Source organism: Tsukamurella sp. NPDC003166 (assembly GCF_040611135.1).
Taxonomy (GTDB): domain Bacteria; phylum Actinomycetota; class Actinomycetes; order Mycobacteriales; family Mycobacteriaceae; genus Tsukamurella.
This window is the reverse complement of sequence record NZ_JBEXNL010000005.1, coordinates 1-15,376: the sequence shown is the minus strand read 5'-3', so window position 1 is coordinate 15,376 and position 15,376 is coordinate 1. Positions and strand designations below refer to the sequence as shown.

Sequence of the window (15,376 nt, the reverse complement as noted above, 5' to 3'; positions counted from 1 at the left end):
CCGCGCACACTCGTGGACATGAACAGCGAAACCCCGCGGCCGCTTCGGACGGCACTCGCCCAGTCCGCCACAGCGCGCGCCGGCGTCAGCGGCGCGCGGATCCGTGCCTCGTCACTGGCGCGCGTGGCGGAATCGCTCCGAGAACACGGCCTCCCCGCGGATCTGCTTCCCACGGGCCGCCTGGTGATGACGGTCGCCACGTCGCGGCTCACGGCCCAATCCCTGCCCGGCGGCGCGATCGAGGTGCGGGCGCTACGTGAGGGCCGCAACTCGATCCTCGGGCTCCTGGAGGATCCGGAGGAGGTGGCGCACCTCCTCATCCGCTGCGCCGGCATGGCCACCGCCTGGGAACTCACGGCGGACATCTACGACAGGCTGGTGCTGGACGGGGCGCGGTCGGTGCTCAGCGAGGTCCCGATGGGTGACACGCTGTACGTCCGGCTCGGGGAGCGCACGTTCGGGGAGTTCTTCGCGGAGGACGGCAACGCCTGCCTCGGCGCGCCCTCGGTGGTCACGCTCACCACCCACATCTGTGCCGATTCACTCGACGAGGTGTGGCGGTTCCGTCTGCTGGACCAGCACGAGTTCCGGTCCGTCGGGTGCATCTCCGGTGGTCGCCACGAGTCCGTCGAGTCGGCGGTGGCAGCGCTGGCGCTGCACCACGCACGCACCCCGGAGTGGGAGGCACTGCATTGACGCTATCGTTCTTCACCGATGTCCATGCCGCCCGCTTCTGTCGCCGATCATCGGTTCGAGGTGTGGGCGCCGCGCCCGGATCGGGTGCGTCTCTGGCTCGACGGCGCGGTGCACCCGATGCGCGCGGACCGCGGCGGTTGGTGGCGCACATCGGTACCGGCCCGGGAGGGCGCGCGGTACGGCTACCTGCTCGGCGATGACGACACGGTCCTCCCCGATCCGCGATCGCCGCGCCAGCCGGACGGGGTGCACGCACCGTCGGCGCTGATCCCGGAAGTCGCGCCGCCGCGCTGGGCGGGCCGCGAACTCGCCGGCGCGCTCGTGTACGAGCTGCACATCGGCGCGTTCACCACCGAGGGCACCTTCGATGCCGCCGTCGAGCGGCTCCCGTATCTCGTGGAGCTGGGCGTCGGCTTCGTCCAGGTCATGCCGGTCAACGCCTTCAACGGCACGCACGGCTGGGGCTACGACGGTGTCGGTTGGTACGCCGTGCACGAGCCCTACGGCGGGCCGGCGGGCCTGGAGCGGTTCGTCGCCGCCGCGCACCGGCTGGGGCTGGGCGTGCTGCTCGACGTGGTGTACAACCACCTCGGCCCGTCCGGCAACTACCTCGGGCGGTTCGGCCCGTATGAGACGGACGGCGCCAACACCTGGGGCCGGACGATCAACCTCGACGGCGAGGACAGTGCCGAGGTGCGGCGCTTCATCCTCGACGACATCGCGTGGTGGCTGCGCCGCTACGGGGTCGACGGGCTCCGGCTCGACGCGGTCCACGCCCTCGTCGACCGTTCGGGCCGCCACCTTCTCCAGGACGCCGCCGCCCTGGCCGCCGACCTGTCCGCCGAGCTCGGGAGGCCGCTGGCGCTGGTCGCGGAATCCGATCTCAACGATCCGCGCCTGGTCACCCCCGCGGACCACGGCGGGTACGGGCTCGCGGCGCAGTGGAACGACGACGTGCACCACGCGATCCACGCCTTCGTCTCCGGCGAACGGCAGGGCTACTACGCCGACTTCGGCAGCCCGGAATGCCTGGCAACGGTGCTCACCGAGGGCTTCTTCCACGCCGGCACCTTCAGCTCCTTCCGCGGGCGGGTGCACGGTGAGCGGATCGACCCGGCGGCGGTGGCACCGTCGCAGCTCCTGGCGTACACCTGCACGCACGACCAGGTGGGTAACCGGGCCCGGGGCGACCGCCCGTCCGAGTACCTGTCCCCCGGACGGCTCGCGATCAAGGCCGCACTGGTCCTGTTCTCCGCCTTCACGCCGATGCTCTTCATGGGCGAGGAGTGGGGCGCGCGCACGCCCTTCCGGTTCTTCACCAGCCACCCCGAGCCGGAGCTGGCCCGCGCCACGGTCGAGGGCCGCAAGGCCGAGTTCGCCGAACACGGCTGGCCGCCGGGCGAGGTGCCCGACCCGCAGGACCCGGACACCTTCGTGGCGTCCCGCCTGGACTGGACCGAGCGCGAACGCCCCGAGAACGCGCGGCTACTGAACGTGTACCGCGCGCTGATCGCGCTCCGCCGCGACCCGGCGCTCACCGTCGACGACCTCCGGTCCGTCACGATCGACCATCCCGGGGAGGCCACGTGGTTCGCGGTGCACCGCGGCGACCTCACGCTGATCGTCAACGTCTCCGGCGCTGCCGTCACGGCGCCGTTCGGCGGTACCCCCGTCCTGGAGTGGGCGGCACCGTCGGTCCGGGGAGACGCGACGACCGTGCCGGGCGAATCCTTCGTGGTCCTCCGCCGCGCGGTATGAGGTCACTTTTCCCGCCACCCTGTCGCTAAGCGATCGCTTTGTGAGAACCTTTCCCGTATGCGAATCGGATTGGGCATCAACTACACGGACGGGTTCAAGGCCACGGCCGACGAGGTCCTCGACCTGGAGCGGGCGGGGCTGGACATCGTCTTCGTCCCCGAGGCGTACTCGTTCGACGCCGTCAGCGCGCTCGGCTACCTCGCCGCGAAGACCGAGCACATCAAGCTCGCGTCCGGCATCCTGCAGATCTACACCCGCACGCCCACCCTGACCGCGATGACCGCTGCCGGACTCGACAACGTCTCCGACGGCAGGTTCATCCTCGGACTCGGCGCGTCCGGCCCGCAGGTGATCGAGGGCTTCCACGGCGTGAAGTACGACGCCCCGATCGGCCGCACCCGCGAGATCATCGAGATCTGCCGCAAGGTCTGGAGCCGCGAGCGGCTCGAGCACCGCGGCAAGTACTACACGATGCCGTTGACCAGGGAGGACGGCGGCACCGGCCTCGGCAAGCCGCTCAAGCTCATCAACCACCCTGTCCGCGATCGTATCCCGGTCCTGCTTGCCGCCCTGGGGCAGAAGAACGTGGCGCTGGCCGCCGAGGTCGCCGAGGGCTGGCAGCCGATCTTCTTCCTGCCCGAGAAGGCCAAGGACGTGTGGGGCGATGCCGTGGCGGAGGGCAAGGCCAAGCGCGATCCCGCGCTCGGCGAGCTCGACGTGTACGCCGGCCCGGCACTCGCGATCGGCGAGAACGTCGATCACCTGCTCGGCTTCGTCAAGCCCCACCTCGCGCTGTACATCGGCGGCATGGGCGCCAAGGGCAAGAACTTCTACCACACGCTCGCCACCAATTACGGCTACGGCGCCGAGGCGGACCGGATCCAGGAGCTCTACCTCGCGGGCGAGAAGGCCGCCGCAGCCGAGGCCGTGCCCGACGAGCTCGCACGCAATGTGTCCCTGATCGGCCCGAAGGGCTTCGTCAAGGAACGGATCGCGGCGTTCGAGGAGGCCGGCGCCACCGTGCTCAACGTGGCGCCGATCGCGGAGGACGCGGCGGGTCGCGTGCAGCAGGTCGAGCTGCTGCGCGGGCTCCTGTAGCGTCCGACACAGTCCGATAAGGGGCGGTCCGGGAAGATTTCCGGGCCGCCCCCGGTTGTCTCTTCCGTGACCGAAGCTTCCTTCCCCCGCCCCAGCCTGTCCCTCCTCGAGCTCGCTCCCGTCGTCGACGGTGCCTCCTTCGGCGACGCCCTCCGCGGCACGATCGCGACGGCGCAGGAGGCGGAACGCCTCGGGTACGAACGCGTCTGGGTCGCCGAGCACCACTCGATGCCCGGCATCGCCAGCTCGGCTCCCGCCGTCCTGATCGGGCAGATCGCCGCCGCCACCGAGACCATCCACGTCGGGTCGGGCGGCGTGATGTTGCCCAACCACCAGCCGCTCGTCGTGGCCGAGCAGTTCGGCACCCTCGACGCGCTCTACCCCGGGCGGATCGACCTCGGAATCGGTCGCGCTCCCGGCACCGACCAGCTGACCGCACACGCGCTGCGCGGCGGCAGGGTCAGCGAGTCCGTCGACGACTTCCCCCAGGCACTCGCGCACCTGCGCGCGTTCCTGAACGACGACTTCCCGGCCGATCACCCGTACGCCGCGATCACCGCGGTGCCCGGCCTCGGCGCCCAGGTGGGCATCTGGCTGCTCGGCTCGTCGACCTTCAGCGCGAAACTCGCGGGCCTGCTCGGCGTTCCTTTCGCCTTCGCCCGCCATTTCGCACCGCAGGCCACGCTGCCCGCGCTCGCCGAGTACCGCGAGAACTTCCGGCCCGGCGACATCGCCGATCCGTACGCGATGCTGACCGTGACGGTCATCGCCGCCGACACCGACGAGGAGGCGCAGCGGATCGCCGGACCGGGAAAGGTGGGCATGCTCGCCGCCCGCACCGGCAATCCCCGCCGCCTCCCGACGTTCGACGAGGCCGCCGCGAACCCGCTGACGGCCGAGCAGGAGCACCTCATCGCGCCGTCGACATCGGCGTGGATCGTCGGCTCGCAGGACACCGTCCGGGACGAGTTGCGAGAGCTGCTGGCGCGCACGCAGCCGCAGGAACTCATGATCTCCGGCATGATCCCGGGGATCGAGGAGCGCAAGCGCAGCCTCGAGCTGATCAAGGGTGCCGTCGACCAGCTGGGCTGAGCCCCTACGCGGTGACATCGCCGTTGAACAGCACCCGGGTCGGGCGGACCCGCACCACCACCTCCTCAGGAACGGCGTTGCGCTGCCCGAACTCCTGGCCGCGCTCGGCGCCCATGTACCGGACGCCGCAGGCCGTGCAGATCGTGAGCAGATAGTCGGGATCGTCGACGAACTCGGCGACGCCCTGCACCTGTGCGAAGGCGTACGGCGGCTCCTGCAGGTCGACCGACACCGCGACCCTGGGATCCTGGGCCAGCAGCCGCCCCTTCGGCGTGTCCCGTCCCGTGGCGAAGACGAGCGCACCGTCGTCGATGACGAACCAGACCGGCGTGGTGAGCGGGCGCCCGTCGCTCGCGCGGTAGGCGAGGTGCCCCGTCCGGGTTCCGGTGGAGAGGAACTCGACGACGGCCTGCGTCAGGGACTGCGTGATCTGCATGAGGTCGAGGCTACGTCTCCACCCGGATCTCCACCCGTCGGTCGATCCGGTTCCGCGCTGATCGCGGAAGAGTCTGCGGTATGAACTCAGCGACCACCGCCGTCATCGCCGTCCTCGTCATCGGCTGGATCTTCTACCGCCAGGTGCAGGCCCGGCCTCTCAAGGAGAAGACCTCGCGGATCGCCGCCGTGCTCGCGATCCTCGGACTGGTCCAGACGGTGCAATACGTCTCGTCCGGCGGCGAGGTCGGGGCCGGGCACGTGGTGGCCGCCGTGCTGGGCCTGGTGATCGCCGTCGCACTCGCCTACCCGCGGGCCCTGACCACGAAGGTCTTCCCCGGGCCCGACGGTGCCTACCTCCGTCAGGGAACGCCGGCCACGATCGGGCTGTGGATCGTCGCGATCGCGTTGCACGTGGCCGTCGACGTCGTCGTTCCCGCCGCGATGGGCGACCACACCGGCCACGGCTTCGCCGGCGTCACCACGATGCTGTTCATCGGCGTCACCCTCTTCGCCCAGCAGTGGTTCCTCCAGCAGCGCGTCGCCGCGCACCGGGACCAGCAGCCGGTGGGCGCGGTCGGCTGATCGATCCCACGCCCGGCCCGGCGGTCCGCGGGCCCCGACCGCGCACCGTCGAACTTCAGGCGAGGAACCCCACGTCGCGCCGACCCGCGCCCACCGAGGGCGTCGGGTCGGCGCCGATACCCTTCGACAGCAGCTCGTGATAGACGTCGCGGAAGTCGACGGTGTACTTCAGGTCGCCCTGATCCAGATCCGTCAGGCTCGGCTCGTCGCCGTGGAAGCCGCCGCGCACCGTGTCGCCCAGCACGAACACGGGGCCGGCGGTGCCGTGGTCGGTGCCCTCGGACGCATTGGCGTGCACCCGGCGGCCGAACTCCGTGTACATCATCACGACGGTGCCGCGCCCCCGCGGATCCGCCTGCATTCGCTGGTGGAAGGCCGTGAGCGCGGTGTCCACCGCGCCGAGCAGCCGGTGCTGCGTATCGCGCTCCGCTGAGTGGGTGTCGAAACCGCCGAGCGAGACGGAGTAGATCCGGGTCGGCACGCCCGCCAGGATGCACCGCGCGACCAGGTCGAGCTGGCGCGCGAGCGGATTCGTCCGATCGGCGGCACCGTCGTCCTTCTCCCCGGCCGGACCCGCGAACGTGGCGCCCACGATCTGCGCCGAGCGGTACGAAGTCCGGACGGTCGCCATCGCGGGCGTGTCCGCGTGATCGGCCGCCCCCAGCGCCTTCGCCGACGCGGCCAGGGAGGTCTTCGGAATCCCGGCCAGCGACAGCGCCGCGGCGGAGGTCTTCGCGCCGACCGCGAGGGCCGGCACCGTCGCCCCGATGTTCAGGGCGCGCACCGGATCGTCACCCGTGGAATCGAGCCATCGCCCGATCCACCCTGTCGGCACCGGTTCCGACGGGGAGGCGGTCTGCCAGATGTCCATCGACCGGAAGTGGGACCGGTCGGGCTTCGGGTAGCCGACGCCGCGCACGATCGCGAGCTTGTTCGCGTGGAACAGCCCGGCGAGGCCCTTCATCTCCGGATTGAGGCCGTACCGATCGTCGAGCCGCTGTACCTGGTCCGCGGTGAAGGCGAGGTCGGGGCGGGCGTCGTGGTACGCGGGGTCCGCGTACGGCACGAGGGTGGACAGGCCGTCGTTCCCGCCGTACAGGGTCACGAGGACGACGGTGCCCGTCCCGGCGTCCGGCGCGCGCTCCCCCGCCCGGCGGTGCAGCTCCTCCCAGGTCAGCACCCCGGACGCGGCCAGCCCGCCGACCGCGGCCACACCGGCCCCGGACACGAGCAGTGAACGTCGCGTCAGCTGCACCATGCGAAACCTTTCACGAGGTGAGGTACTCGGGGGTGAGGAGGGCGACGGCCACCAGCCTCTTCGGTTCGCCGGCGAACGGCCGCAGGGCGCCGGCGCTCACGTCCGACCACGCACCGACCCCCAGCAGGTGACCCGCGGCGTCGATGCGGTCCGTGCGGGCCGCCTGCTCGACGGTGGCGATGTTCCCCGCTGCGGTCAGCGCCGTCGCCGCCGAGAGCCGGGCCGAGACCGCCGCCGTCGAGGCCCACCCGAGGCCGCTGGGCCATCCGCCCACGTCGGGCGGGAAGAACGGACGCTGCCCGAGTGTGGTCAGTAGGGCCAGGGCACCGTCGACGGTGGCCGGCGAGCCCTTCTTGCCCGTGTCCGCGGGGGTGATCCGGAGGGCGCGCAGCGCCCCGACCAGCCATTCGACCGGACCGCTGACCACGCTCGCGCGGCCGCCCAGGAACTCGGGATCGGTCCAGATGGCGGTGGTCAGCGCCTTCAAGTCGCGGCGGGCGCCGTAGGCCGTGGTCAGGCGGGGGAGCGCGGCGTCGCTGGGCGGGGTGTCGGAGGCGAGGCCGTGCCACAGTCGCGTCGCGATGTACGACGGTGACTTCGGGTGCGCCAGGACGGCATCGCAGAACCCGGTGACGTCGAGCGGGCCCTTCATGCCGAGCACCGTCTTCTCCCCGGCGTCGTGCCGGGCGGGCACGAACTTCGCGGCGCCGGTGTTGTCGAGCGTCCAGCCGGTGAGCGCGCGGGCGCCCTGTTTGACATCGTCCTCGGTGTAGCCGTTGCCGTGGCCGAGGGCGAAGAGCTCCATGAACTCCCGCGCCAGGTTCTCGTTCGCGCCCTTCTTGGTGTTCTGCTGCGCGTCGAGCCAGTAGAGCATCGCCGGGTCGGTGAGCATCGTGAGTGCGAGCGCCCGGAAGTCGCCGAGCGAGCCCGCCCGCAGCGCCGCGTTCTGCCGCGCCATGGACTGCGCCTGCCGCACCTTGACCGCCGACGTCGCGAAGTGGTTGTGCCAGGTCAGCGCGAGGCGCTCGTGCACCGGCTCGCGCGCGGTGACCATGCGCTGGAGCCACCACCTGCTCAGCTCGGTCTGCTGCGCGGACAGCTTCTGCTGGTACGCCTTCCGCTCGGCAGTCGACGCCGTCTTGCCCGGGGCGGCGAGGTAGGCGGCCGCGGGCGCCGTGGACGGCTCCGGCGTACTGTCCAACCGCGTCGCCACCAGGTCCGGTATCGCCGTCCCGACGGTGGCGTCCACCTCCGTCCCGGTGGCGCCGAAGCCCATGCGGCGCAACACCCGCGCACGCTGCAGCCACTCGGCGGATTGGTTGCCCATGCGTTCAGCGTAGGAGCATCGGCGCTGGTCACGCCGATATCAGCAGGGAACCCACAGCTGGCGACCGGTTCAGGTCGACAAGTCCGATCCACCCGCAACCCGAGGCGCGGTAGTCTCCTGCGCTCCGTCCGCGTCGAACAGCACCATCATCAGCGCCGGGGTCGTGAGCTCGAGCCCGGAGGCGATCGCCATCAACGTGTTCAGCTTGGGATTGAAGGGCCGTCCCGACTTGTAGTCGCCGACGCCGTTCTCGTAGCCCTGATAGGTCTTGGGGTCGATCCCTGTCTTCGCGGCCATCGACTCCTGCGTGTAGCCCCGATCCTCGCGCAGACGCCGCAGGCGCAGCCCCAGCTGCTTCGCCAGGTGCATCTCGATCGGCGAGGCAGGCACCCGCTCCACACTTCCGACGGCGCAATCGCCGTACCACCGAGGTAAACCCCACCATCGCGCAAATCTGTCAGCCCCGGTTGTTAGGTTCATCGCACGGGGTTTACCCGGTGGACTATGGGGGCACGGGCAGGATGAGCGTGATCGAGCACGACGGTGTCGGTACCGGCGGAAGCGCCGGGCCGCGCGCGTTCTCGTGTGCACCGGGGTCAGTCGTCGTCGTGCGCGATCAGGAGTGGCTGGTCACCTCAGTCGAGCCCACTGCTGACGGCTGCTTCGTCCACGTCACGGGTCTGTCAGAGCTGGTGCGCGACACCACTGCGGTGTTCTCCACGGCGCTCGATGAGATCGAGGAGGTCGACCCGACCGCCGTCGCCGTCGTCCCCGATATGTCCGAACGGTTCCGGCTCAGCCGCCTGTGGCTGGAGTCGATGTTCCGCAAGACCCCGATCGCCGTCACCGATCCGGGCTTCGCCACGGCGAAGAGCGGGCTCGCGAAGCCGCTCGACTACCAGGTGAAGGCCGTCGCCAAGGCGCTCGATCCGGACAAGCTGCGGCCGCGGATCCTCCTCGCGGACTCCGTCGGTCTGGGCAAGACGATCGAGATCGGCATGATCCTGTCCGAGCTCGTTCGGCGCGGGCGTGGTGAGCGCATCCTCATCGTCACGCCGAAGCACGTGCTCGAGCAGATGCAGATGGAGCTGTGGACCCGGTTCGCACTGCCCTTCGTCCGGCTGGACTCGGCCGGCATTCAGCGGATCAGGCAGGTCCTGCCCGCCAGCCGCAACCCGTTCACTTACTACAAGCGCGTCATCATTTCGATCGACACGCTCAAGAGCGATCGCTACATCGCGAACCTGCAGAAGCAGCGCTGGGACGCCGTGGTCATCGACGAGTCGCACAACGTCACCAACACCGCGTCGCAGAACAACCGGCTCGCGCGCCTGTTGTCGGCACGCACCGATGCGCTGATCCTCGCCTCCGCGACCCCGCACAACGGCCGCGCGGAGTCCTTTGCCGAGCTGGTCCGCATGCTCGACCCCACCGCCGTCTCCCCCGATGGCGAGCCCGATCTCGACGAGGTCCGCAAGCTCGTCATCCGCCGCCACCGCCATCACCCGGACGTGGCGAGTGAGGTCGGGGCCGACTGGGCCGAGCGACAGCCGCCCCGCAATGTGACGGTGCCGGCCACCCCGGCCGAGGACGCGATCGCCCGGGAACTCGAGGACGTCTGGCTCTGGCCGTCCGACGGTGCCTCCCCCTACTCCGGCAGGACCTCCTCGCTGTTCCCGTGGACGCTCGCGAAGGCGTTCCTCTCCTCCCCTGCCGCCCTGATGCAGACGATCCGCGAGCGGCGGCGCCGGCTCGACACCTCCGCCGCGGCGGAGAAGGAACGGCGCGCCCTCGACGTCCTCGCCGAGCTCACCGAGGCGGTCCCCACCCGGGAGTCCGCCAAGTACGAGGCACTCGCGAAGCTGCTGCGAGAAATCGGCGTCGGGCCCGGCAGCGATACCCGCGTGGTGATCTTTGCCGAGCGCGTGGCCACCCTGACGGCCCTCGCCGAGGCACTGGCCGCGGACCTGAAGCTGAAGCCCTCCCGCGGAGATGCGCTCGCACCGGTCACGGTGCTGCACGGCGGGCTCAGTGACACCGAGCAGACGGACATCGTCGAATCGTTCAAGCTCGAGTCGTCACCCATCCGCATCCTCGTCACGGGCGACGTGGCGTCTGAAGGCGTGAACCTGCACTCGCAGTGCCACAACCTGATCCACTACGACATCCCGTGGAGCCTGATCCGGATCGAGCAGCGTAACGGCCGCATCGACCGCTACGGGCAGAAGCACCGCCCGCAGATCACCACGCTGCTGCTCACCCCGTCCACGGAGCACTTCGCGGGCGACATCCGCGTCCTCACCCGCCTCGTCGAACGCGAGCACGAGGCGCACAAGGCGCTCGGCGACGCCTCGTCGCTCATGGGCACCTACGACGTGAAGGCCCAGGAGGAGTCGATCATCGCAGTGCTCGCTGGCCAGCAGGAGCTGGACACGGTGGTCAAGACAGTCGATCAGGTCACCGACGGTGGCGGCCTCGACGCCTTCTTCGCCGGCCTGGCGCTGGGCACGATCGACCAGGACGACGATGACACGCTCCCCGAGACGGCCGTCGATACCGCCTCCCCGGGCGTGTACGAGTCGGACTTCGCGTTCCTCGCCGACGCGCTGCTCGAGTTCCTCAAGACACCGCAGCTGGCGCCGCCCAACGGCGTGGATTGGACCGTCCACAAGCAGTACTCGATCGCCAGTCTCACTCCACCGAAGGACCTGACGCAGCGCCTCAAGGTGCTCCCGCAGGACTACCTCACCGCCCGCCGCGTCACCGAGACGTACAAGCTCGCGTACACCGCCGCCCGCGGCGAGGAGGAGCTGACGCAGGCCCGCTCCGGCGCCTCCACCTCGACCTGGCCGGAAGCGCACTACCTCGCGCCGCTGCACCCCATCCTCGACTGGGCCGCCGACCGCGCGCTCGCCGAGCTGGGCCGCGCGCAGATCTACGCGGTGCGCGGCGCGGTCCTGTTCCCGACGGTGCTCGTCCAGGTCACGCAGACCAACGACCGCGGGCAGGTGGTCGCGGCCGGCTACTACACGGTGGCCTTCCCCGACGTCGACGAGCCGAGCGCATCGCTCGCGATGCCGCACGCGACCGCCCACGAGGCCGTCGCGGAGCTGCAGCTCGGCGACGTCAACACCTGCGACGTCACCGATGCCCAGTCGCTGCAGCCCCTCGTGGCGGCCGCGGTGCGCGCCGCCGACGCGAACGCCGAGCAACAGGCCGAGGCCATCCGCCGCGAGACCGCCGCGCGGATCGATGCATGGATGCGGCGCTCCCACCGGTGGCAGGAAGAAGCCGGAACGCTGATCAGGCGCTCCGAGCTGGCCGAGCAGAGCAAGCGGATCACCGAGGAGCAAGAGCTCGCGGTCGCGATGAATCCCGCGCGCCGCCTGATCCGTCCCCTGATCGTCGTCCTACCCCTCGGATCGGAGAGCTGAGCATGCCCGTCTCGGACGCGCTGATCGTCGGCGACGAGTTCCTCAGCGAGCACTACTTCACCACCGACGCCACGTCGCAGTCGTTCCAGGCGAAGGCGCTGGGGCGCCGCAAGCAGTGGGAGGCCGCGCGGGCGGACGGCACCCCCACTACTCGCAGCCGCTTCACCGAGTCCCGGAACCAGCTGGGTCGCGCCCTCAGCGGGCTCGCCGAGAGCGCCGACGCCGACACTCTCGACCCGCTGTACGCGGAGCTGCGGGCGATCCTCGGCTTCGACAACGCCGTGCGCTGGGACGTCGAACGCGTCGGCGGCTCGGACACCGAACCCGGACCGGTCCTTGAGTTCCGCACCCGCGGGCTGACGGGTCCGGCACCGTTCGTCGTCGTGGAGGCCGCCGGCGGCCTGAAGCTCGAAGACCTACTGGCCAAGCACGAGAAGACCCTGCTGCGCGTGTACCACCGCGACGATGCCGAGCCGATCGTCTCCGTCGCCGCCCTGCTGTCCACCCTGTTCGTGGATGACGACGGCCCGCGCTTCGCCCTCGTGCTCGCCGGCGGCATCGCGCTCGTCACCGAACGCGAGCGGTGGCTCGAGGGCCGCTACCTCGCCGTCGACCTGCAGTTGGTCGGAGAGCGGAACGACGCGGGGCGCGGTGGCGAGATCGACCGGGCCCTCACGTGTCTCGACGCCGACTCCCTCGCCCCGGACGCCGACGGTGACATCTGGTGGTCGACGGTGCTCGACGAGTCGGTCAAGCACACCGTGGGCGTGTCCAAGGACCTGCGCGAGGGCGTGCGGCTGTCGATCGAGATTGTCGCGAACGAGGTCGTCAGCCGCCGTGCGGCGCAGGGACTCCCGCCGCTCCCGGCCGATCAGGCGCAGGCGCTCGCCGGGCAGTCGCTGCGCTTCCTCTACCGCGTGCTGTTCCTGCTGTACGCCGAGGCGACCGCCGAGCTGGGCGTGCTCCCCACCGGCGTTCCCGCGTATGAGCAGGGCTACAGCCTCGACCGGCTCCGCGAGCTGCTGCCCGTCGAGATCACCAACCTGAGCGCGCAGTCGAAGACGCATTTCTACGATTCGCTGGCGGTGCTGTTCGAGCGGGTAGATCAGGGCCATGACGGTGGCGTCTCGGCGAACGACGCCGCCTACGAGGAGGGGCTCACGTTCGGCGCGCTGCGCGCGGATCTGTTCCGGCCCGAGGCGATCTCACTCATCGCGGAGGTGAAGCTGGGCGATGCGGAGCTGCAGCGCGTGCTCCGGCACCTGCTGCTGAGCAAGGAGGCCCGCGGCCGCGATCGTGGCTTCATCTCGTACGCCGAGCTGGGCATCAACCAGCTGGGCGCCGTGTACGAGGGCCTGATGAGCTACACCGGCTTCTTCGCCGAGGAGGACCTGTACGAGGTCGCCAAACACGGTGACCCCGAGGATGGCTCGTGGGTGGTTCCCGAGGACCGGATTGCATCGATCTCCCCCTCCGACTTCGTGAAGGCGCCGGATGAGAACGGCGAGCTCAAGCCGGTCGTGCATCGGCGCGGAACCTTCGTGTTCCGGCTCGCCGGCCGCGAGCGGCAGCAGTCGGCGTCGTACTACACGCCGGAGGTGTTGACCCGCTTCACGGTGGGGCAGGCGCTGGAGGAGCTGCTCGACCAGGACGACTCCACGACTACTGCCGAGCAGATCCTCGAGCTCACGGTGTGCGAGCCCGCGATGGGGTCCGGAGCGTTCGCGATCGAGGCCGTACGCCAACTCGCGGAGCAGTACCTCAAGCGGCGGCAGGATGAGCTGGGCGAGCGCATCGACCCCGAGCGGTACGCGATCGAGCTGCAGCGCGTGAAGTCCTATCTCGCGCTGCACAACGTCTACGGCGTCGACCTCAACACCACCGCAGTCGAATTCGCCGAGATCACCCTGTGGCTCGACACGATGGGCCCCGGGCTTGCGGCGCCGTGGTTCGGCCTGCACCTGCGCCGCGGCAACTCCCTCATCGGCGCGCGGCACACCGTGATCGCCGCGGACCAGGTCACTGACCGCGGGTATGTCGAGGCGACGCCCGTGGATGTAGTGCTCGGCGAGGCGATCCCGCACAACTCGGTACACACCTTCCTTTTGCCGTCTACCGGCTGGGGTTCGACGGTGGATGCCAAGGAGGCGAAGAACCTCGCGTCGGAGACCACCGCGAAGCTCAAGGAGTGGCGAAAGACATTCCGCAAGCAGCCGACCGCCGCCCAGGTGCGCCGCCTCCGCGACCTCGCTGTGCGGACGGAGACGCTCTGGGCCTTCGCACTGCGGCGGTTGGAGATCGCGGAATCGGAAATCCGGCGAGACATCCCACTCTGGGGCCGCGACTTCGTCCCCACCGGCGGCGCGGTGACGCGCGAGCAGATCGAGGAGTCCCTCGCCGACCAGAACGGCGCCTACCGCCGCCTGCGACGGATCATGGACGCCTGGTGCGCCCTCTGGTTCTGGCCGCTCACCGACGGTGACCGCACCGTGGACGGCGTGATCGTCGAGCCTCCGAGTCTTGACGACTGGATCGACACACTCACCGACCTGCTCGGTACCCCGGTGAAGGAGACACGAGGCGAGAAGGCAGGTCAGGGCAACCTCTACGAGACGACCAGCTGGTCCGAGCTCACCGACGCCGAGGAGTCGGATCTCCTTTTCGCGCAGGTGAAGCCGGTCGAGGCTGTGCTCGCAGCGCACCCCTGGCTCACGGTGGCCGAGCGCGTCGCCGAGCGGCAGGGGTTTTTCCACTGGGAGCTGGACTTCGCCCCCATCTTCGCCCGCGGCGGCTTCGATCTCCAAGTCGGAAACCCGCCTTGGGTCCGCCCGCGATCGAACGTCGACGCCCTACTCGCCGAGGGCGACCCGTGGTTCCAGCTCTCGGTCAAGCCGACGCAGGCGCAGGTGAAGGCCAAGCGGGACGCGACGCTCGCGCTGCCCGGCATCACCGACCTCGTACTGGACGGCACCGCCGACATCGCCGCGACGGCGGCGTTCCTCGGCGACGCCCGCCTGTTCCCGCATCTCAGCGGCCTGCAGCCCGACCTGTACCGCTGCTTCATGGAACTTACTTGGCGAAACACCAGACCGACAGGTTCGGTCGGTCTCATCCACCTGGAGTCCCACTTCACAGACGAGAGGGCTGGCCGCCTTCGAGCTGAGACCTACCGCCGCCTTCGAAGGCACTGGCAGTTCATCAACGAGTTGAAGCTCTTCGAGATTCAGGACCAGAAGCGCTTCGGCGTGAACGTGTATGGCGGGCGCCAGGCCCCCAGGTTCTTGCAGGCGGCGTCGCTCTACCACCCGGACACCGTCGAGCGGTCGATCAAACATGATGGTTCAGGAACCGAGCCAGGTATCAAGGACCTCGACGGAAACTGGGATCTCCGGCCCCACTCTTCACGGATAGTACTGGCTACCCAGGAGACTCTCCGTTCATGGCATGCGATACTCGAGACGGACGAGGTTCCTCTCTCACAAACCCGTATGGTGTACGCAGTCAACCAGTCTACGGCCGCAGTATTGGAGAAGCTGGCCGCAGCTCCAAGGTTCTCATCCCTTGGACTCCAATTCTCACCCGGCTGGCACGAGAAGAACGACCGAACGAAGGGGTTCTTCGACGCAGAGTGGGGGGTGCCTGAATCGTGGGATCAGGTCATCCTCCAGGGCTCCCACCTCGGGGTCGGCCGAC

At 69.9% G+C, this 15,376-nt stretch carries 11 protein-coding genes; 7 read left to right on the top strand and 4 right to left on the bottom strand.

Annotated features, from left to right (window positions below):
* The first annotated feature begins 18 nt into the window (after positions 1 to 18).
* From ABZX10_RS07640 to ABZX10_RS07625, 4 genes are all read left to right on the top strand, one after another.
* Positions 19 to 696: a hypothetical protein gene (locus ABZX10_RS07640; RefSeq protein WP_355536732.1), complete on the top strand. Its 678-nt coding sequence runs from the start codon at positions 19 to 21 to the stop codon at positions 694 to 696.
* 18 nt (positions 697 to 714) lie between these two features.
* The gene (treZ, locus tag ABZX10_RS07635) at positions 715 to 2,454 is read left to right on the top strand and encodes a malto-oligosyltrehalose trehalohydrolase (RefSeq protein WP_355536729.1); all 1,740 of its coding nucleotides are present in this window, start codon (positions 715 to 717) and stop codon (positions 2,452 to 2,454) included.
* A gap of 57 nt (positions 2,455 to 2,511) precedes the next feature.
* Positions 2,512 to 3,552 (top strand): LLM class F420-dependent oxidoreductase, encoded by a 1,041-nt coding sequence (locus tag ABZX10_RS07630; protein WP_355536726.1) that lies wholly within the window; start codon positions 2,512 to 2,514, stop codon positions 3,550 to 3,552.
* 66 nt (positions 3,553 to 3,618) lie between these two features.
* Positions 3,619 to 4,644 carry an LLM class flavin-dependent oxidoreductase gene (locus ABZX10_RS07625; RefSeq protein ID WP_355536723.1) on the top strand — a complete coding sequence of 342 codons (1,026 nt, stop codon included), beginning with the start codon at positions 3,619 to 3,621 and terminating at the stop codon, positions 4,642 to 4,644.
* 4 nt (positions 4,645 to 4,648) lie between these two features.
* On the opposite strand, the gene ABZX10_RS07620 is transcribed toward ABZX10_RS07625, so the two are convergent.
* The gene (locus ABZX10_RS07620; protein WP_355536720.1) at positions 4,649 to 5,080 is read right to left on the bottom strand and encodes a PPOX class F420-dependent oxidoreductase; all 432 of its coding nucleotides are present in this window, start codon (positions 5,078 to 5,080) and stop codon (positions 4,649 to 4,651) included.
* 80 nt (positions 5,081 to 5,160) lie between these two features.
* Between ABZX10_RS07620 and ABZX10_RS07615 the strand changes: the two genes are divergently transcribed.
* On the top strand, positions 5,161 to 5,664 hold the full coding sequence (locus ABZX10_RS07615; RefSeq protein WP_355536718.1) for a hypothetical protein: 504 nt from the start codon (positions 5,161 to 5,163) through the stop codon (positions 5,662 to 5,664).
* A 55-nt stretch (positions 5,665 to 5,719) separates the two neighbouring features.
* Here ABZX10_RS07615 and ABZX10_RS07610 read toward each other — a convergent pair whose 3' ends face one another.
* The 3 genes from ABZX10_RS07610 to ABZX10_RS07600 form a co-directional block, all read right to left on the bottom strand.
* On the bottom strand, positions 5,720 to 6,922 hold the full coding sequence (locus ABZX10_RS07610) for a DUF1501 domain-containing protein (RefSeq protein WP_355536716.1): 1,203 nt from the start codon (positions 6,920 to 6,922) through the stop codon (positions 5,720 to 5,722).
* A gap of 10 nt (positions 6,923 to 6,932) precedes the next feature.
* Positions 6,933 to 8,249 (bottom strand): DUF1800 domain-containing protein, encoded by a 1,317-nt coding sequence (locus ABZX10_RS07605; RefSeq protein WP_355536713.1) that lies wholly within the window; start codon positions 8,247 to 8,249, stop codon positions 6,933 to 6,935.
* A 69-nt stretch (positions 8,250 to 8,318) separates the two neighbouring features.
* Positions 8,319 to 8,639, bottom strand: a complete 321-nt coding sequence (locus ABZX10_RS07600) for a helix-turn-helix transcriptional regulator (protein WP_355536710.1) — start codon at positions 8,637 to 8,639, stop codon at positions 8,319 to 8,321.
* A 218-nt stretch (positions 8,640 to 8,857) separates the two neighbouring features.
* Between ABZX10_RS07600 and ABZX10_RS07595 the strand changes: the two genes are divergently transcribed.
* Positions 8,858 to 11,683, top strand: coding sequence for a helicase-related protein (locus tag ABZX10_RS07595; protein ID WP_355536707.1), 2,826 nt, complete (start codon positions 8,858 to 8,860; stop codon positions 11,681 to 11,683).
* 2 nt (positions 11,684 to 11,685) lie between these two features.
* On the top strand, positions 11,686 to 15,376 hold a 3,691-nt coding region (locus ABZX10_RS07590), incomplete at its 3' end, for a class I SAM-dependent DNA methyltransferase (RefSeq protein ID WP_355536704.1).